General features: G+C 46.9%; 14 protein-coding genes. All 14 read right to left on the reverse strand.

What is annotated here, in order from left to right:
- Positions 1 to 24: 24 nt before the first annotated feature.
- Positions 25 to 3,090, reverse strand: a complete 3,066-nt coding sequence (locus NSB28_RS23625) for a cadherin-like beta sandwich domain-containing protein (RefSeq protein WP_257497805.1) — start codon at positions 3,088 to 3,090, stop codon at positions 25 to 27.
- 435 nt (positions 3,091 to 3,525) lie between these two features.
- Positions 3,526 to 4,380, reverse strand: a complete 855-nt coding sequence (locus NSB28_RS23630; RefSeq protein ID WP_109747798.1) for a tyrosine-type recombinase/integrase — start codon at positions 4,378 to 4,380, stop codon at positions 3,526 to 3,528.
- A 227-nt stretch (positions 4,381 to 4,607) separates the two neighbouring features.
- Positions 4,608 to 5,873 carry a peptidylprolyl isomerase gene (locus NSB28_RS23635; protein ID WP_109747799.1) on the reverse strand — a complete coding sequence of 422 codons (1,266 nt, stop codon included), beginning with the start codon at positions 5,871 to 5,873 and terminating at the stop codon, positions 4,608 to 4,610.
- Positions 5,874 to 7,019: 1,146 nt separating this feature from the next.
- Positions 7,020 to 8,375: a GH1 family beta-glucosidase gene (locus NSB28_RS23640; protein WP_109747801.1), complete on the reverse strand. Its 1,356-nt coding sequence runs from the start codon at positions 8,373 to 8,375 to the stop codon at positions 7,020 to 7,022.
- A 5-nt stretch (positions 8,376 to 8,380) separates the two neighbouring features.
- Complete coding sequence (locus NSB28_RS23645; protein ID WP_109747802.1) at positions 8,381 to 9,142, reverse strand: glucosamine-6-phosphate deaminase; 762 nt, start codon at positions 9,140 to 9,142, stop codon at positions 8,381 to 8,383.
- Positions 9,139 to 11,574 (reverse strand): glycoside hydrolase family 38 N-terminal domain-containing protein, encoded by a 2,436-nt coding sequence (locus tag NSB28_RS23650; protein ID WP_109747803.1) that lies wholly within the window; start codon positions 11,572 to 11,574, stop codon positions 9,139 to 9,141. Before NSB28_RS23650 ends, NSB28_RS23645 begins: the two co-directional genes overlap by 4 nt.
- Positions 11,575 to 11,592: 18 nt before the next feature.
- A complete protein-coding gene (locus NSB28_RS23655; protein WP_257497806.1) occupies positions 11,593 to 12,585 on the reverse strand; it encodes an N-acetylglucosamine kinase in 993 nt (330 codons plus the stop codon).
- Between the two features lie 15 nt (positions 12,586 to 12,600).
- A complete protein-coding gene (locus tag NSB28_RS23660) occupies positions 12,601 to 13,857 on the reverse strand; it encodes a 6-phospho-beta-glucosidase (protein WP_109747805.1) in 1,257 nt (418 codons plus the stop codon).
- A 169-nt stretch (positions 13,858 to 14,026) separates the two neighbouring features.
- A complete protein-coding gene (gene nagA / locus NSB28_RS23665; RefSeq protein ID WP_109747806.1) occupies positions 14,027 to 15,202 on the reverse strand; it encodes an N-acetylglucosamine-6-phosphate deacetylase in 1,176 nt (391 codons plus the stop codon).
- A gap of 66 nt (positions 15,203 to 15,268) precedes the next feature.
- Positions 15,269 to 16,126 carry a sugar phosphate isomerase/epimerase family protein gene (locus tag NSB28_RS23670; protein ID WP_109747807.1) on the reverse strand — a complete coding sequence of 286 codons (858 nt, stop codon included), beginning with the start codon at positions 16,124 to 16,126 and terminating at the stop codon, positions 15,269 to 15,271.
- Positions 16,123 to 17,160: a Gfo/Idh/MocA family protein gene (locus NSB28_RS23675; protein ID WP_109747808.1), complete on the reverse strand. Its 1,038-nt coding sequence runs from the start codon at positions 17,158 to 17,160 to the stop codon at positions 16,123 to 16,125. Before NSB28_RS23675 ends, NSB28_RS23670 begins: the two co-directional genes overlap by 4 nt.
- A 13-nt stretch (positions 17,161 to 17,173) precedes the next feature.
- Entirely contained in the window at positions 17,174 to 18,469 is a 1,296-nt protein-coding gene (locus tag NSB28_RS23680) for an enolase-like domain-containing protein (protein ID WP_109747809.1), read from the reverse strand.
- A 55-nt stretch (positions 18,470 to 18,524) separates the two neighbouring features.
- On the reverse strand, positions 18,525 to 19,616 hold the full coding sequence (locus NSB28_RS23685) for a Gfo/Idh/MocA family protein (RefSeq protein WP_109747810.1): 1,092 nt from the start codon (positions 19,614 to 19,616) through the stop codon (positions 18,525 to 18,527).
- Positions 19,613 to 20,560 (reverse strand): carbon-nitrogen hydrolase family protein, encoded by a 948-nt coding sequence (locus NSB28_RS23690; RefSeq protein ID WP_109747811.1) that lies wholly within the window; start codon positions 20,558 to 20,560, stop codon positions 19,613 to 19,615. Before NSB28_RS23690 ends, NSB28_RS23685 begins: the two co-directional genes overlap by 4 nt.
- Positions 20,561 to 20,723: the final 163 nt, after the last annotated feature.

Below are 20,723 nucleotides of genomic sequence, written 5' to 3' on the forward strand. Positions count from 1 at the left end.
AGGTGTATAATATTACCTTGTATATTAGTTCCGCCGCCTTCTGATCAGTAAGAATGCGGCAAAGAGTAATACCGCCAGGCTTAATATTCCAATATAAAAAGCAATAGGTGTGGAATCACCTGTTTTCACAGGATTTGATACAGCATTTTTTGTATCAGGCTGAGTATCCGTCACCTGCTTTTTTGTTTCATCCTGGTTTTTTTTCACTTCACTTTCAGTCTGCTTTGTTTCACTTTCAGTCTGAGTTATTTCGCTTTCTGACTGTTTAATTTCACTTTCATTCTGATCTGTTTCTGTCTCAGGCTGATCTGTGTCAGTTTCTCTCTCTGTTACTTTTTCCGTCTCTGTTTCCGATTCTGTCTCTGTTTCTGGTTCCGTCTTTGTTTCCGGTTCTGTTTCCGGTTCCATCGTCTCTGATTCAACGGGCAGAGAGTCTGTTGATACCTCCAGGGCGCCGCTGTATGGGCTGGCATATGCAGTATTTGTCTCTTTTATTCTTGTAATAACAGTATATTTTTTGCTGCTGTCCAGTTTTTCAAATTTTCCTGAATCCTGCCATGTCTTTCCGCCGTCAATAGAATATTCCTGACCGTCCACGGATTTTACTGTTACGGAATCTGCTGTGGCCTCCAGAAGTTCCGGCGTCTGAGGAGCCGTTACCTTTGATTTATCAGTGGCGGCCTTCACCGGGGAGCTGCTCAGGCTGCATCCGCTGGTGGCTGTTTCAGACACCCTGGTCACAATTTCGTAATCGGAAGCAGGACTAAGTCCGGAAAATACACCGCTCTGCTGCCATGTTGCACCATTATCAGCAGAATATTCCTGGCCAGGGACTTCTTTTACAATTATGGTGGTGTCTGTAACGCTGATAAGCTCCGGCGCATCTGGCGTTGGTGCAGGAATTTTTTCCAAAGCATCGATGGCGCTGCGAAGATCACCTGCCAGCGCATCTACTTCATTTTGGCGCCGGATATCCCAGTTATCATCAATTGGCTCCTGTGCAGCTTTCAGGGCATCATTTAATTTATTGACCTGCTCTGGCTTATAAATGCTTAAATCGGCCGGAATTCTTTGTTTTTGCGCATTGATCTCATCTAAAACAGCCGGCCGGTACTTCATCCTGTATACTGCATCACTGAGCCTTTGGACATAGTCATCAACAAAACTCTGACTGCCTTTTAATAGTTTCCTGATGTTTGCTTCTGTGGTAAGCAGGTTACTTATCTCAAGCATAGAGGAATACTCCAGCATTGTCAGATCTGCCGGTATCTTCTTTCTTACAATATTCAGCGCATCAAAATCGGCGGGAATCGGCGTTAAGTCCGCCCTGACTGTAATGTTTGCTCCAATATTAAAAACAAGCTCACTCCCGATTTGAGAGTATAACTCCTGCCCGTCCAGATCATTAACTGCAAATACCCTGTCCACAGAATAACTGCCAGACTGTACGGGAGTAATTTTGACAGTTATTCCTGCATTTTCCTTATAGTTTGTCATATATCCATTTGTTATGACCTCATTGCGGTCAGACGGAGTAACTTCAATATTCAAAATGAACTTATATATATCATCCAGACGGACCATGTAGTAAGAGCTCTGCTCTAACACTATATTCTCAAGAATCAGGTCATAGTTGTTCATCGTAAATGTATATTCATACAGATACCCGTCTGTAGGATTGCCTGTCACCGAACATGCCCCTGTAAAGGTGCCGGATGCACTAAATCCTCCGGATGTAGTAACTTTTTGGCTCCAGTCTACTCCTGTAATCATATAAGTATTTACAGGCAGAACCGCGCTGATCGTTACGTTTTCGCCGCTTGTGGCTGACTGGGGAAATGACAGCTGAATATGATTTGAATCAAGGAACTGCTGCAGTCCGCTCCCTATCTCTATAGTCCTGGGGTTCTGAACTGGCACTTCAACCTTGACACTGTTTATACCGGCCCTTGTATCATCAGTTTCTCCATAACGCACAAAATATGTGCCTGCTGAAAGGTTTTGTATTCTGTCTGCATTATCCGGTACAGGCTTCCATTCCGTATCGCCCTGCCTCTGATAGTCATACTTTTTATCCGGATCAAAACCAACGATTCCCCCGTCCTGTGAATCACCTGTCGTGGCTGCGATTATGGTAAACAGATAGAAAGGCGGAGTATTATTTTGAGCTTTTTTATTGCGGTTCACTGTTATCCTGTAATTAGTTGCCTTTGAACCGTCGCTTGAAACAACTTCTAAATCAAACACATTTTCCCCGTAATCCAGCTGACGTGTATATGTATTAATATTTCCATTGATTGTTGCCTGTGCATCCACGGTCCGTGCGGTAAATCTGCTGTTTGTAGTGTCCCCGGTTTTTGTTTTGGGATCGTCCGCACTGCCAGTCCCCGGCCAGGAAAGAGAGTCCTCCTGATAACTGATATTAGTCTCTATATTTGTCACATCAGAGAGAATCCCTGCAGAATACTGCTGTATAGGCAAAGCTGCTCCCTGTATGCGGGAAGTTTCAGGCAGTATCCCATTACCTTCAGTATTTGTCTCTGATTCCAAAACATTGCCGTCTGCATCTGTTTCCGGCTGCAGAGTACCGCTGACTGTCTCTGTCTCTGTTTCTGATTCCGGAATACTGTTGCCTGCCTCTGTGTCTATTTCCGATTCCAGAGTGCTGCTGCCTGACTCTGTTCCCGGTACCAGAGTGCCGCTGACTGGCTCTGTTTCTGTTTCCGGAATACCGCTGGCTGTCCCTGTGTCTGTTTCCGATTCCAGAGTGCCGCCGGCTGTCTCTGTTTCCGGTTCCAAAGTGCCGCTGGCTGTCTCTGTTTCCGATTCCAAAGTGCCGCTGGCTGTTTTCTTTTCTGACTCCTCAGATTCTGCTGCCCCGACGGCCGCCTCTGTACCTGCCCATGCTGTTTCCCTTTCTGTCCCATTCTGGATTTCAGACTCCGCATCCGGACCTGTATGGGATTCGCTCTGCGTCTCCGGCTGAAGCTGTGTTTCTCCCATATTTCCCGCCTGTACCACAGCCGCTATACCGCCGCCGGACATACACAAAGATACTGTCAATAAAAACGCAAGAAATTTTCTTTTCATTCTAATGCCTCCCTTTTCCTTTAACTGGTCATCTGCTGCATTTACTACACTTGCCTCGTAACTATGGATCATCGCCGGACGATCACATAATAACAATTATGTAGTAAAATACAGTGGAAGGGATTGGCGGAAATTTCCGTAAACAAAGGAAAAAGAAGCGATGAGATTTCTGCATTCCGGGATCATGTTCTTAAGGTCTGTACAGTAAATTCACAGATCTGCCCAATAGTTAAACTTTTTTAACTTTGTCAGCAAACAAAGTCTTATTTTTATGCATTTCTAAAAAAAGAAAATATTTTATCCTCAGAAAAGAGTATCTGACAAAAAAGGTAATTGACACTATATGGAAAAACCATTAGAATAAAGTCATAACAACTATCTATCTAATTCTAAGTATTACATAATTGTTATTATGTAGTAATTATTTACTTTCTCTCAGACAAGTCCCAGCATTTCAAGCCGTTTTTGGTATGTCTGGCTGGTGGCGGACGTATATATCCTCGTAACTTCCAGGCTGCTGTGTCCCAGCAGGTCTGCCAGGCCGGCAATATCGTTTGTCGCCGCATAATAGACTCTGGCAAACAGATGACGCAGGTTGTGAGGAAATATCTTTACTGCATCCACCCCTGCTTCCCTGTGCAGCGCTTTCATCTCTGCCCAGATATTACTCCTGTTCTTTGGCTTTCCAGTTCTTGTAACAAAAACACAGCCTTTTGTAATATGCTGTTTCTGTACAAAATAAAGTAGCTTCATTTTAAGCGCCTTAGGCATCAGTATGATTCTTGTTTTGCCTTTGTTCTGAACCTGGATACGTCCCTGCTTAATACTGTCTACAGTAAAATAGGACAATTCACTGACACGTATCCCTGTAGAACAGATCGTTTCTATCATAAGTGACAATGCCGGTTTTCCTTTTTCTTCCGCCGCTTTTAAGAGATGGCGGTACTCTTCTTTACTGAGCTCTTTATCCTGTATGGCAAATAAGTTCCTCTGTACATTTAAACGCTTCACTTTCAATGTCCCCGCTTCCAGAAAAACCAGAAACTGATTTAATGCCACAAGCATTGAATTCACACTTGATACAGCATAATTTCCGGCAAGCCAGTTCTTGTAATCCACAAGGCATTGCTTGCTGACATCCCTGCTTTTATCCAGAAAGCGGTAAAAGGTGCGTATATCCGTCATATATTTCCTTATAGTGGCCTCCGAGTTTTCCCGCTCATAAAGGTATATCCTAAATTCTTGCAAGTCTTCGTCATTTATTGTGATACATATATTTTCTCTTCTCATGATAGTCTCCATTTCCTGCCATTCTTTCGGCAATATCCAACAGGTAATTTTATGTCAGTCTTATGATTGCCATTCTCCCTGGAAAGGATTCATTCTAAGTAACTGTTCAGCTGCGAAAATATCATATTGAATACCGCATGAAAAATTAAATACAGAAAAAGACAGAAAAAAAGCAGCTGGAAGGAATTTCACAACTCTCCAACTGCTTTTTATTATAAAATTATGCTCTAGGCTTCTGTTGATGCCTCTGTTTCTGTACTGTTCTGAGCCTCTGTCTCTGCTGCTTCAGAAGTATCCTCCGTCTCTTCGGCTTTGGCAGCAGACTCACTCTCAGAAGCTACTTCTGTTGTATTTTCTTCTGTTGTATCTTCTCCCGCTGTCTGTGCCTCAGTTGCGGCTTCTGTACCTGACTCAGTCTCTGTCTCAGCAGCCGGAGCCTCTGTTGGGGCTTCGGTGGATGCTTCTGTCGGCTTCAGCGTAAATGTATCAAAGAAATCCAGTTTTGCCACTTTTTTATCATTTACTGTGAACTCTGCTTCTTCTTTCCATGCAGCAGTCACCTCTTCAAACTTGTCTGCTTTTCTCTGCTGTACGATCGTCTCTTTTCTTGTCTCTGTTGCGTCTTTGTCAAATGTAGTCTTCATCTGAAGCACATAGTAACCTGTCTCAGCTTCCACAGGTTCATCCGCAAACTGTCCGTCTTCAAGTGTTTCTGCTGCTGTTTTCACTTCTTCCTTCAGGTTTCCGTTGTCAGTCCCATAGGAAGAGGAAATCATGGAAAGGGAGTCATCCTCCGCTTTGGCGGCAGCCTCCAGATCCTGGCTCTCTTTAGCTGCATCCAGAATCCTCTGTGCCTTATCCTTTACCTCTGCCTTCTGCTCATCAGTCAGGTCAATCGTATTGCCTTCCTCGTCCTTCTCTGTACCTGCAGTACTCAGGAATACATAATTTACCGTCTTCTGTGCCGCTTCTTCATCACTCACATTTGTATCCGCCTGATTGTAGATGGCCTGCTGCATCTTGGACTGCACTGCATACAATGTCATAGCCCTCTCAACGACTTCCTGGGTAGCGCACATTTCATCAAGGACAGTTTTATCATTTGCTGCAATAAAGTCTTCAGCAGCTTTTGTAAGGGATGCTTTCTCTTCATCCGTAAGAGCTACATTATACTCTGATGCATGCTTCTCCAGCAGGAGCATCTGCTCTATATTCTCAAGGATCCCCTGTTTAAATGTCTCCCCGTATGTAGTCCCGTCTCCCGCCAGGTCAGTATTGAACATATCATCCCCGAACAGAGATGCATACGGCCCTCCCTGGAACTGTGCCTGATTAAAGCGGACCATAAATGTATATAAATCCAATTTAATATCTTCACCATCTAATGTGGCAACCGTTACCTTTGCCGGGCTGCCAGAACATCCTGTCAGGGAAGCCGCTCCCATGCAGGCACACAGTCCCATAACTGCCAATCTCTTGCCTAACTTATTCATAAGTAAGTATCCTCCTAAAGTTCATAAATCGCTGCAGGGCGCAAAGACGCCTGCACCAGCTTATTATAGCCCTTTTTTGTCTCTGCCGCAATGCTTTTGTGTAAAGAAACACAATAATTTCACATTAATTGCTGTTTAGGGGAGTAACAGGACGCTTTGTCCAGAAGGCAGTGAGCCTTGAGTCAGGAGCAGGGGCAGGAAGAGGCCGTTGTTCTGTCCGAACCGCTGTGTCCTGAAACTCTAAGGCTCCAGACACCGCTAGAACCGCAAAAAGCGGCCGGAAACTCGACAAGTCCGCCGATGCGGACTCGTCTCAGACAGCTCCGGCCTCGAGCGCAAGCGCTCGTTTTTGCTGACCGCGCTGTCTGGAGCCTAAGAGTTTCATGTCCTCGCTATAGTCCGCCACAACGGCCTCTTCCTGCCCCTGCTCCTGACTCAAGGCTTCAAGTTTACTGGCACAAAGCTGGCTGTTATAAACAGGCCGGGACTGGGATGGAAAACCACTATGTATATGAAGGAGTTTAATTGAAATCTTTCTCTATGTTGATTTAGAAATAGAATACCCTATATATTTTGAATATGACAAATAATTGATTCCAATATATTTCGGGAATCCAGCAAAGTAGTGGTCTCACCCATACCCCAGCCTCATTACGGGAGCCAGCTTTGCACCGATAACCTTGGCATCAGTGGGAGGGACAGGCGGCGGGCGTGTGGCTTCGGGGTGAAGGACTTGAGCGAGGACATGAAAATCTTAGGTTCCAGAGTCTGCGGTCAGTGAAAGTGAGCGCTTGCGCTCAAGGGCGGAACTGTCTGAGGGGCGTTTGCATCAGGCAAACGCACCGAGTTTCCGCCCGCCTTTCACGGTTCAAGCAGACTTTGGAACCTTAGATTTTCAGGACACAGCGGTTCGGACAGAGCCCCGAAGCCACATGCCCGCCGCCTGCCCCTCCCGCTGATTCACTACCTACAATGCAAAGCGTCCTCCCCGCCTCTAATCATCTAACCAGTAATTTAACCGCAAAAACCTTCCATATCAACGCAGTCATGCAGAAATAATTGTTTTGGTACTTCAAATATTTCTCACCCTGCATATATACAGAAGGTTTCCTGTTTTTATTTATTACTTCTTAAGGCTGACCGCACTTACAAGTTTTCTCCATTCATATGAATAGTCTCACGATACCATTCATATGAATCTTTCGGGATACGTTCTAAAGTTGCAAAATCTATGTAAACTAAACCGAAGCGGTCGCTATATCCCTGGCTCCACTCAAAGTTGTCCATCAGCGACCACTGAAAATATCCGGCAATATCGATACCTTCTTCTGCTGCCCGGCGCAGTCCCAAAAGATGGCGGTGCAGATAATCAATACGGGCTGAATCGTGTACCTTACCGTCTAAACTTAACCAGTCATGGCAGGACATGCCGTTTTCAGTAATGTAAATCGGCTTCTTATACCGTTCATTCAAGAATTTCACAGCCCAATACAGGCAGTCAAAATTCACATGCCATCCGATAGCCGTTTTAGGACCGCCCGCCGGATGTTTTAAAAATTCCGGCCTGCCATCCTGGCCCATGCGCACCGGGTCACCCCGGTAAATATTCTGGCCGTAGAAATCTATGGGCTGAGAGATCAGCTTCATGTCATCCCCGCCAACATGCGGCATGTCTTTCTCCAGAATTTTCATTCCATCCTCCGGGTATTTTCCCAGCAGCACCGGATCACTCCACCATGCAACACTCCATACCCAGTCATCACCGCCAGGGGTTGCGAAGTAAGCCTGTCTGGCAGCCTCCTGATCCTGAAGGCTCTCACTTACCGGGACTGCCGCATTTGAGGTAGGTGCATATCCAATCTGTACACCGGGCACCTCTGCCCGCAGCGCCTGGACTGCACGCCCATGAGCCAGCAGGACATTGTGGCTCATCTGCAGACACTCCCTCCGCTCCATTCTGACTCCTGGTGCATGAACTGTCTGTATAAAGGAGCATCCGATAAACACCTGGGGTTCATTAAAAGTGATAAAATGCTTTACTTTACCCTTTAACCTCCGGCCTATCAGCGCCGCATACTCAGCAAACCACTGCGGACTTTCCGGATTCATCCAGCCGCCGCGAAGATACAGCGCATATGGCATGTCCCAGTGGTATAATGTTACATAAGGCGTAATGCCATGCTCCAGCAGCATGTCCACCAGACGTTCATAAAAATGCATTCCCGCCTCATTGACATCTCCGATTCCCTGGGGCAGCACTCTGGGCCACGAAACAGAAAACCGGTAGGCCTTAAGACCCAGATCCGCCATCATTTCTACATCTTTTTCCATGCAGTGATAATGTCCGCATGCAGTATCGCCGGTATGGCCGTCAAATACTTTTCCGGGCTGATGAGAAAAAACATCCCAGATAGACTCTCCTTTCCCGTCTTCAAATGCTGCACCCTCTATCTGATAAGCGCTCGCGGCAGCGCCCCAGACAAAATCCTTCCGAAAAGCCATTATCTCTATTCTCCTTTATCCCCGATAGCCGAATCTAAGTCCCAATCTGCGGCAGAATCTGCAGCAGTATCCAGGCTTACGATACAGTTTGGATGATTCTGCAATGCACTGGCCGGCACAGCATTTGTCACCTCACCGTACATGGATGTATGCATAATGGCCTGTTTCTTTTTCCCGTTTGCAATAACAACCAGGACCCGGCTGTCCCATATCTGTTTCATTCCCAATGTGATGCCCTGTGTGACAGGGGTTGGCTTTTGAAAATACTTTTGGGCCACCTTTACTGTAATTGGATCCAGGAGCACTGTATGTGCAGTACTGTTAAAATCACATCCAGGCTCGTTGAGAGCAATATGGCCGTTCATTCCCACTCCCATGAGTGAAACATCGATCGGCCCCTCTGCTGCCAGATATTTATTGACTCTGGCGCACTCTTCATCCAAATCTTCAGAACAGGCATCGAAAAAGACAACATTCTCTTTCTTTAATCCCAAGGGCTTCACCACATGGTCAATGATACATTTTATACAGCCGCCTTCCGTATCTTCATCCAGTCCTGCCCACTCGTCCAGACCTATAAGCCTGCAGTCCCTAAAATCCGCCAGACCTTCACGCTGCATACGGGCCATCCAGGCATATGTCTCCGTAGGAGTGTCGCCTGCTGCCAGGCACAGCAAAGCATTTGGCTTTTTCTTTACGTATGAGGCAATAATCTTTGCGGCCGTTTTTGCCTGCTCTTCCATAGAACCACTCACTATTTTCTTCATGAAAAGTCTCCTTGCTGTTCTTCCATTTTAAGAACAAACGTCCTGATCTCAAATGGCGCAAACTGCAGCTGCTGTTTGTCCAGCTTTTCACCTATGTTACCATACACATCAGATTCATAGCATGACAGCCCCTCACTGCAGATCAGCCCGCACTGTGTTTCTTTTCCTAAAATCTCATAGGCTCTTACTATAAGAACACCTTTATCGCGATATGCAGCCGACACTGCCACATTAGATTTACTGAACCGCAGAAGGCTCTCCTGATTTTGTACCGAAGTCCCCGCAATACAGACTGGTGCACGGTTCAATACCGCCCCCAGTGCCACTGCTGCAGTATCTTCCTCAGGAGCATGATCTGAAAAAGCAAAATCAAATACATGCTCCCCGTTATCATAAGATCCCGGCTGCGGATACATAGTACCGTCCTGACAGTTTGTTCCGCTGCGCTGCAGGCTGATGAAAATATCCTTTCCTACCATCTGATGGCCCGGAGTACCTGTATTGGCAATTGACAATCCTGCCTGATCGTCACTGTAATCTACCCAGTGCAAAGCAGGGTAGTCACCTTTTGCGTAATTATACACACCCGGCTGCATCGGCTGAGCTGTATCACGATATTTATACGGCACTTCAAAATACGGTTTCCGGCAGACTGCTGCAAACGGCGTATCATACAGTGCTTTCGCCTTCAGCGGATCCAGCTCTACAGGGATTCGCAGGGAAATTTTAGTATTGTATCCTGTGAAATCCACAGTCAGCCGCAGCCGGAAATATGGCAGATACCGCGGGAAGATATACTCTTTCTTGAAGGACAGAGAACCAAATCCCGGCCAATAGTCACCTGCGTTCCCTGAAATAGGCCTGTGGCCCGGACGCACCGCTCCTCTGGTGGTCACTTTGATAAAAAGCGGTCCTTCTTCCACATCACATACTTCTTCATCCTGAAATTCAGCGCCATAAGGAACCTCACGGAGAACTTCTGCCCACATGGAGCCACTTTCATGACGGAAAATAATTTCGCCGAAATTTTCCTGTCCAAACACAGAATGTCCATAGCGCCTGGATTTAATCTTAGGCATGGGATTTGTAAAATCAAAGGCAAAGCAATCTGTTTCTCCGCAGTAGCCTGCAGTATCTCTTTTCAGCGGGTCCACTGCTTCATCAGGGCACCCTGCTTCAAAAGTCTTTACACTGAGAGGCAGAAGTTTAGCAGTAAAGTAATATCTGTCACCGTCACGCTGGAGGGGAACTCCTGCCGGCAGCGCCCCCGCGGTAGTCTCTATCAGCTGCTCCTCCCCGCTGGCTGAAGGATTCAGCACTGCCACAGCTGTACCTCTGCCTAATGCTTCTGCACAGGAATCTTCTGCGCAGCTTAAAGCAAACTGCAGCTTTTTCATCACTCCCGTATTACATGCATCATGATGGCAGCCGCAGGCAGCGTCATGGAACTGGCCAAGAGCCAGCTGTCTCCACGCTTTTTCAAGATCCGGTTCTCTGTCTGTCAGGGCACATGCCAGCTCTGCATTAAACAGTGCATTCTCTGCAGCCCGAATCTGCTGTTTGACTCCAATGCGAGTCGTATAACATCCGGTAAATACAGGATTAAATTCTCCTTTATAAACAGGCAGTATATCCTCATCCAATGTTTTACAGTAATCAGCCAGACGGCCGAACGTTACCTTGCGCTCTGCACCTGCATTTGCATTTACCGCTTCAAGATGCTTAAAAAATCTCTCATCCAGCATCTGGACCTCTGAGATGTAGTATGCCAGCACATTTCCCTTCATTTTCTGCAGGTCAGTAAATGTTTTTTCAAAACGCTCATCCTCGTCCAGCATTACAGGCACGTTTGTCACATATGATGTTTTATCAATACCTGCACCCTGGGGAGCCACAGTCACAGATGTGCCTGCCGCACCCTGCCACACAAACGGTGCATCCACATCCAGATCTTCGGGAGCATTTGGCATACGTCCCGGTGCAAGATAATGATAACCTGCTGCTGCCAGCATCTGCGGCGTCTGGAACGGTGTGCCAAAAGAATCCATGAGACTTGCACACTGGGGTGTATATCCACATGTCTTCTGATAAAACTCACGTCCCAGCATACAGTTGCGCAGAAAAGATTCTCCGCTGATCAGATTCATATCAGGAATGCAATAGCCGCCAATAAGTTCAAGCATACCGCGTCCTTCATCAACATATGCACGGATCTGTTCAAGCTTCTTTGGATTCCTTTCCAGGTAATTCTGAAGTACATAAGCCTGGTCAAAAATATAGCCATAGCCTGGATATTTCTCAAAAAAATCCATTACAATATTTAATTGCTCTTCGCGGATCTCATCGTACTCCTCATACGGAAACTGCCATGTAAGATCCGAGTGATGTATGGTGGTAAGAAAGATCTTGTCTTCCATTTTGTTTTCATTCATGATCTGTTCCTCCTGTCGTCAGCCCCATTTTACTCCGAAGCGCGGGGCATCCTGGGCAAATTTCTCCATGGCAGAAGCCCGCTTTTGTGGTTCTAACTCATCCAGCAGAAGCAGTGCCGCCCCCGCCACCGGCTCATAGTGGGCCGGAGTACAGATGAAATTAAGACCCTTTTGTCCGATATAATGCTCAATGGCCTGAAACAATACTTCCCCGTCGCCTTTGAAAACACCACCTGTAAGCACCAGAGTCACCTGTTCATTTAGCAGCTCAAGCTTTTTGGCTGCATTTTCCATATAGCAGACCATCCGCTTTGCAGCCGTGTCAACTATATCCCTGGATACATCATCACCCATTTTAGCGCCGCGCATTACAAGCGGACTCAGATTATAATTCTTGAATACTATCTGATTGGAAGTAAACTTTTTGTACAGCTCCGTCAGATCACTCTCACCATGCTGCTCCAAAAGAAGCTCTGTAAGCATGGTTTTTGGCCCAAGGCCCGTATAAGCATCCAGAATACTCTGCCATGCCTTTGTGCCGATGGCACCGCCTCCCTGATCCGGCGCATTAACAAAGTAGCCGTAGATATACTCTCTGCCGTCTGCTGCACGCACAGCACAGTTCATGCCAGTCCCCGCACACAGAACAGCCTGATTGCCTCCGCCGGTACCGCCCCGCATGGCTCCGATGCAATCATTTACAATTCGGATATTCTCTTCTGCCAGTCCCAGTTCATTTGACACCAGCTTGCGGAGACGTACATAATCCTCAGGCCAGTCTGCACCGTTAAGCGAACAGCAGGCCCCAGAAAGATCTTTAAGAGTAAGCTCTGCCTTTTCTGCTGCCTTCTCAGCAGCATATCTGATCCAGCGGCCCTGCAGCTGATAATAGGACTCCCCCGGCGCACGCAGATCACGGTCATCAGCAAAGGCTAAGATTCTGCCCTCCTGGGTGAAGATCAGGGCATCTGTCTTGCTTCCGCCCTGATCAATAGATAAATAATATTTCATAAAAGGGGTCTCCATTTATAATTTAAAGTTTTTCAGCCACTGACGGTTTGCTTCCAGAAGCTTAGGCAGCATACCTTTTACAAGTTCCCATTCCCCTACCAAAGGATGAGCCAGCAAAGCTAATTCCGCAGTCTCTACGGAACCCGTCACAGCTGCCTCAACTGCCAGCTGTTCATAGTTCTTAACTGCGCATATCAGCCCGCGTACAGCTTTTGGAACCGGACCTGCATTTATGGGACGGATGCCGGAAGCATTTACCATGCAGGCTGTCTCGATCACCGCATCATCCGGCAGCCAGCTAAAAGTTCCCCTGTTCGGTACATTTACAGTGATCCATGTATCTTTGTCATTGTAAATGGCAGAAATGACCCCAAGTGCAATCTCAGAGTATCCGCCGCCTCCTCTCTTCTCAATGGAAGCGGGTTTTGTCTCACAGGCCGGATCTGCATAGTCCCTGTAAACTTCTTTTTCTACGCTCAGCACTTCCTCTGCACGGCACATTTCCTTTTCCTGGAGCTCTTTGACACGTTTAGATTTATGGTAATAATACTGCAGGTACGGTGAAGGAAGGGCACCTAGTTTAATACACATTTCTGCGTCCTGCTCGCCCCGGTATGCAGCAATAGTACGGAACTGTTCTTCCGTAAGGGGTTTCCCTTTTACTGTAATGTTGTATGCAAAGTTCAAGTGGTTCAGGCCTGCCAGATCATACCGTACACTGTCTGCATCCACATTCAGTCCCATAGCTGTCCAGTTACGTCCGTTAAATCCGCCTGCACAAAGGCCTGCGATCTTGGCATTTGAATATTTATTCACTGCTTCAGCAACGATCCCTGTGGGGTTCGTATAGTTTATGATCCATGCATCCGGGCAATATTCCTCCACTGCATGAGCAATCTCAAGCATAGCAGGTATTGTACGCAGCGCTTTCATAAATCCGCCTGCACCTGTAGTTTCCTGTCCGACCAAACCAAAAGACAGAGGAATCTTTTCATCATTGATACGTGCAGCATTGCCGCCCACGCGGATCTGGACAATAACAAAATCTGTTCCCGGCAGTGCCTCAGACAGCTTTGTTGTGCATGCAAAGTTAACATTAAGCCCCATATGTTTTGCATAACGCCCGCAGAATCCGCTGACAATGTTCAAACGCTCTTCATTGATATCCATCAGTGTTATATCAGTTACAGGCAACTCCTCACGCATTCCGTTCAGTCTTTCAAGAACCTCCGGCGTGTAAGAACTGCCGGCTCCAATAATCGTAATTTTCATAGCAATCACTCTTTCCTTTCTTATTATGGTTGATTTATGCTCTTTTTCAATTCTGTTTTCTGAATTTTATTATAGACTTTCCATATTGTGCTGTATAGCAGGTTTTCGGTGTATTATATCACTTTTTAAAGCCTGATCACTTGATTTTACAAATAGATTGGCGGGTGTTTTAATAACAATGCATCCTCACCATATCACCCTTTTTGACAAAAACCTTCTTCACCTGTATGTCTTCATCAAAAACAACAATGTCCGCGTCATATCCTTCCTGCAGCCTTCCCTTACATCCAGAAAGTCCGATCATTCGTGCAGGTGTGGTACTTGCCATCTTTACGCATTCTTCAATAGAAATGCCCACATTCTTATGCATGATGCGCACCAGCCGGTCAAAGGTAGCTGTACTTCCCGCAAAGGCCGAGCGGTCCGTCAGTTTTGCCACTCCGTCCTCAATAATACAGGGCATTCCGTCCTGCTTGCGTCCAAGGATCGACGGTCCGTCGGGCATTCCGGCACCACGCATTGAATCCGTTACCAGACATATCTTATCGGCTCCCTTACCTTTATAGATCAGCTGCAGCAGTTCAACAGGCAGATGGCAGCCGTCTGCGATCACCTCAACTGCCATGTCATCCAGAAGATAGGCGCTTTCCACAACTCCGAGCACACGGTATGCATTCTTCCGTACAATGCCGGACATACCCGAATACAGATGTGTGACCATACGGCAGCCCTTTTCATATACCTTCAGAACATCTGCATATTCTGCGTCACTGTGCCCTATAGAGGGTGAAATCCCATGCTTTGTAAGGTATTCGCAAAACTCTTTTGCCCCCTCCAGTTCAGGAGCAAAACTCCATCGTTTAATAAAGCCTTTTGCACGTTCTGTTATGCCCTCATATTCGGCCTTTGCCGGGGACTTAATATATGCAGGATCCTGGGCCCCTGCCTGCTTTAAAGAAAAATAAGGACCCTCCAGATGTACCCCCGGAATATTGGGCATATCCGGTTTATCCCCTGCTTCCCTGGCGTGCCGGATTGCCGCTTCTATGGAATCCACCCCATAAGACAAGGTGGTAGGCAGAAGTGTTGTAGTCCCATGGCTCATATGCATGGAGGCAGCCTTACATACGGCTTCCACTGTCCCGTCCATAAAATCATATCCTCCCCCGCCATGGGTATGGATATCTATAAATCCAGGGGCTATATATGCTCCCCCTGCATCAATTACCTGGGCGCCCGGGCAGTCACGGGTAGTAACCGCCGCAATCCTGCCTCCTTCGATCCACAGGTTCCACCCCTCCAAAACCCGGTCAGCAATGATCTTTCCGTTGATAAGTTCAAGCATTGCAATCCTCCTGTGTTAATGTTACTGTCCACTCCGTGCCCGGTAACATTTAACCTCCTGCTGTATCTAATTTAGTTCTCCCAATATATCCTGCAGAGCTTCCAGACATTCTTCGCTGGCCTCAAGGCCGCATTCAGAAAAATCTGCTCCTCCGGGCTGCCGCAGCAGCTCTTCTGAAATTTTTATCCCTTTTCGATAATGCGTTTCCAGACTGATATATCCTTTATAACCATCCTCTTTCAGTGCTGCAAGCTGGGCAGTCCAATCCACCTGTCCTGTTCCAATTTTAACGCTTTCTGCAGTCTCCCCCTTTTTCACGGCATCCTTAAGATGCACATGTACGATATAGGGCCGAACATAATGATATCCCTCGGGAAATGGCTGTTCCGGAACAGGAGAATAGATATCGTTCCCTGCATCCCATAAGGCTTTTACACACGGATGCCCGATAGCCTCCACCAGCCGTGCAAGCCTCTGACCATTGCAGGCATACACAGAAGGATCCAATTCCAGCGCAAGCTCCATATCTGCTTCCTGCAGCATCTTTGCAGGCACCTTAAAAGCTTCTGCAATAAGAGGCAGCATCTTTTCAAAATCTTCCTCCTGCCAAAAACTAAATCCTCTGATGATCCGGCAATCCAGCCGTTTTGCCAATTGAATGGTCTTTTCTAAAAGATTTATCTGTGCCTCAATTTCATCCTTATTAAAATTACATTTAAAAAAGGGTGAGGAGATGGCACATACCTTTAGACCGTATCTTTCACAAATATTTTTGATCCGATCTATTTCCTTTTCTGACAACTCGTGCGGCTGCTTGTCCCACACACTGCGCAATTCAATTCCATCTAAACAAAAGTCAGAGGCAACCTTTGCCGCCTGCTCGGGATTTTGCGAGATCTCGTCTGTGATTACTGCTGTTTTCATATGTCCTTTTCACTCATTTCAAGGTTTACTGTTTTTCCGCTCCGTGCGGATTCATAAATTGCCAGCACAAGCTCTACTGTGCTGCATCCTGCCGCTGCATCTACCAGAAGCTCTTCCCTGCCCTCAATAGAAGCCAGCAGATTTTTAAACTGAAGCAGATGTCCTGTCACATCCAAAGCGGAGGGATCATTTGCTGCGCCTATCTGCCAATGCTCCCCGCTTTCAGGAACAGGTTCATCCGCCCTCCATTCCGTGATGGCATCCTCAGTGAGCACCGCGCTTCCCTGCGTCCCTCCGATGTGGATTTTACGAGGACTGCCGGGCTTTATCGCTGTACTTGCCTCCACTGTACCAAGTGCCCCGTTTTTAAATTCCAAAATTGCACACAGGGTATCTTCCACCTCAATATCGTGGAATAAGGTTTTATAAAATGCACGTACCGACACTACCGGACCGCAGATATAAGAAAGAAGGTCAAGGCCGTGAATACCCTGATTCATAAGAGCACCGCCCCCGTCGCTGGACCAGCGTCCCCGCCAGCCTCCGTTCTGGTAATACTCCTCACTGCGGTAATACAGCATAGATAAGCTGCCCATGATCATCCTGCCCAGCTTCCCATGGCGGACTGCATCCCTAAGGGCCTGTACCCCGGGAGAAAAACGCAGCTGTGAGATTACGCAGATTTTTACGCCCGTCTCCTTTTGCACCCGGACCACGGCCTGTGCATCCTCTTTATTGACCGCCAATGGTTTTTCCACTATTACATGCTTATTAGCCCTTGCAGCCGCAATAGCCAGTTCTGCATGTACTCCGCTCGGTGTACAGATATTTACCACATCCACTTCCTCATCTGCCAGCATTTCCTCAGAAGAGAGGTATACCCTGCATTGATATTTGGCTGCAAATTCCTGTACGCTTTCCGTAACCGGGCCGTATATGCCGGCTATAGCTGCATTTGGTATTTTTTGGATAGCTTTTGCGTGGATATGGGCGATCATTCCGCTGCCCATGATTCCAAATTTATATGTTTTCATAGTGTCTCCCTTACTATAAAAGAGCCATTTCACGATAGTGGGGGGCGGGTGCAAAAATTCCTCCGCTGTATCTATAGAAATTTTTATCCAGGCCGAATACTCCGTTTGAAGAGTCCACCCAGCTCTCCCATCCCATTGGATGATAGTTTTTCATTTTATTCCAGTTAATATAGTTCTGATTACCGTTTGACTCCACTACCCCCACCTTCATGCCGGGCAGACATGCCAGCCGCGCCGCTACATTTTTATTCCAGTCTACCATAAGCGGATTCACTGTTAAGTCTGCACAGAAACAGGGGATCTTTGCAGCCCCGGCACGCTCCAGGATCTCAAAGGTAACACTCAGTGTCTTTGCGATTGGCTTGAGGGCAATACCTGTATACCCCTGTGCTATGAGACGGTCCACATCATCTGCATCATGTACGCTCTCATCTGCAACAATACGGGTTGGGAAATCAAAGACATCAATGCCTGAATTTTCTGTAAACGGCTCTTCCAGCATTATGATATGTTCCAGCGCCCCGATCTTGTCTGCATGGTCAAACAGACGCATCACCCTGTCACGGGAATCATACCTGCCATTGGCATCCAGATAATACGGAATTTTGCCGGATTCTGTATACGGCGTGCGGAAGTCCTTTAAAATATTGTGGATCATGGTCAGCCGCTGGCAGTCCCACTGAAGCATCTTTTCCCTGTCATTGTCATGTTCCGGATCACTTCCGATTTTTATTTTCATAAAAAACATGCCGCTTTGCGCCAAACTGCCTACATTGACAGGAGACAAACCATATGTGATCAGCGGCACAGAAGCAAGCTGCTTTTGTCTTCCCTGCAGATACGGCTTCGCTTCATCCGGCACCAGGTCATCAAAAAAGGTAATCTTATTCTGTTCCGCATACAGGCGCCACAAAGCCATATCCACCGGCACAAGGGCATTGAGGACAAATGTCTTGCGCAGATCATTATTGCCTGTAATCTTTTTTCCATAATCATGTACTGCCGGAAAAATGTCTTTCAGCATCTCCGTTGGTGAGGTCATGGTCTGACCCCTGAGAAGATTCACGGCATATTCTGTCAGCAGCAGCATAATGCTGTTTCCCGCAGAAGGCGAATACTGCGCAAACACTGCGCTGTCCGACCATAGTACACTCTGTACTCCTAAGCCTAAGCCCTCATTTCCATTTTCATCCTGCAGCAAAACTGCCACCTGCCAAAGTTCATTCATATGTGCTCCCTTAAAGCCAAAGGGTGCCATAAGCTTTTCCCGTTCAAATCCCATACTGGTTTTTAAAATTTTCACTGACATATTACACCTCTGAATTAAAAATTCTTTTTAGTAAGTTTATATATTTATAAATGTCTCAGCGTTTAATTACTTCCCACGTATGACCCTGCTGGGCAGCACTGAATTCCACACACAGCCTCATGGTTTCCGCTGCATCCTCCAAAGACAGGTACGGTGGTTCTCCACAGGCAGCCCGGCGCAGGATATCCAGATTCTGTGTCTGTGTATTGTGGAAATGCTCATGATCTCTTCCTTCATCCCAGGCATACACTTCTGTTATCTCCTCCGCTGTTTTTGTCTGGGCGGGATCGCCAGCATGGCGGTAAACGCGAAGCTGCCGCTGGAACACATCAATCTCGATGGCTCCTTTTGTACCCGTAATGATGTAGTTCAATTTATGTCCGTCCTTATCCTGGTCGAACAGATCCGTCTTCATCTGAAGCATATCAGAATTACCTGTAGGTGCTGCTGTCATCAGGAAAAACAAATGGCTTACAGCGCCATTTTCAAACCGGCAGCTGACATGCACATTATCTTCGATTTCAAAATATGGAATTGTATTAGGAGCTGATGTCACCACGAACTCACTGACACGCGAACCGTTCCACCAGCGCACAAGATCAATGTAGTGGCACAGCTTTTCGTGGTACATGCTTCCTGAATTGGCTTTTTTCACTCTCCAGCTTTCTCTCTCGTAAGGTGAGCAGGAATATGTATAATGATAGCTTACAGGTTTGCCGATACGGCCGCTGTCAATTATCTCCTTAGCCTTCAGGTACAGCTTGGAATAGCGCAGTTCCAGTCCCACCTGTATAAAAGCTCCTGTCTCCTTCTGCACGGCAAGCAGTTTATCCAGCTCAGGAATGGACAGCCCCACCGGTTTTTCCGTCATAACTGCTTTACCTGCTTTCATTGCAGCTATAGCAAGAGGCACATGGGCGTCATTGCTTGCCGCAATATATACAAGCTTTATACTCTCATCCTTTAAAATATCATCAAGCTGGTCTGTCACGCAGATATTATACTTTTCCTGTGTTGCTTTCAGTGCTTCCCCGCTGACGTCATAGCCGATAATCTCTCCCAAAAATGGTGAATCCCAGATATTCTCAATAATCGTTCTGCCCATCAGCCCACAACCGAGAACCGCTGCATTAATTTTTTCATTCATACTTCATACTCCTTCGCCTCATAACAGCTTTTTATATACTCCATCCGCCCCAGATAATCATCCAGCCTCTCTATGGAGAATTCTTCTAAAATTTCTTTCATAGTCCGTCCGGCACTCTCATTTATCAGTATCACAGATCCCAGTCCGCCCGGGTCACGCATAGTCACGCTGTCTGCATACTTGTCCGTAAGCTCCAAAAGCTTATCCCTGTTAAAATCCAAATGTACAAGCTCATAATCCAGATTGACTGTATAAACTATTTCTGAAAAGTATCCTGTTGATCTTTCCAGCACTTCACCAGCCGGAGAAATTACAGATGCACAGCAGCCTCCGCAGGCTCCTGCAAGATACGCTCTTGCGGTAAACGCCCACATCTGCTGCATCAGTCCCCCGTCAAACAGCGATGGGAACAGCAAAAGATCCACGTTTCTCTTTCGATATTCCAGAGCCAGATCTGTATAGTTCAGATCAAAACAGATGGCCGCTCCCACACATCCCAGCTCACATTCCAGCACCCGGGGCGCCTCTCCGGGACGGATGCCCGCCTCAAGTTCACCCAGTGTAGGATGCATCTTATCGTATACTAATGCCGTCTTTCCTTTTCTGTCAATCAGTATACAGCTGTTCCTGAAGGTTTTATCCTCCAGCTGACGCACTGTGGGATAAGCGATCCATGCATTCAGTTCTTGTGCCTTCTTCTTCACATGCTCATATACTGCCTCTGTCCTGGCCGCAATATAATGGACATAAGTCCCCATTTCCCAGCCCTCCGGCAGGTCGCACATTTCCGGCAGCACGATCAGGTCCGGCCGGCGTGCCTCTATCCCCCGGAGAATACTGTCAATATACTCTATTATAGCCGAGTCTGCTGCAGATGCAGTAACATTCTGCCGTATAGCGCCGCACCTGCGGCATGTAGACGCAATCTTAATTTTTCCAGCCATCTGTCCACCTTCTTTATATCGATGTCTTCTTCCCCAGTTCAATTACTCCAAAAGTTACTGTTCACTCCGTGACCAGTAACACGCTCCGCGATGCACAGAAACGGCAAAAACCGCCGTTTCGCGCTGCAGCCCTCGGGATTTTCGTGCAAATACGCACGAAAAC

Origin of the sequence: Murimonas intestini (assembly GCF_024622195.1) — a bacterium.
GTDB classification, from domain to species: Bacteria; Bacillota; Clostridia; order Lachnospirales; family Lachnospiraceae; genus Murimonas; species Murimonas intestini.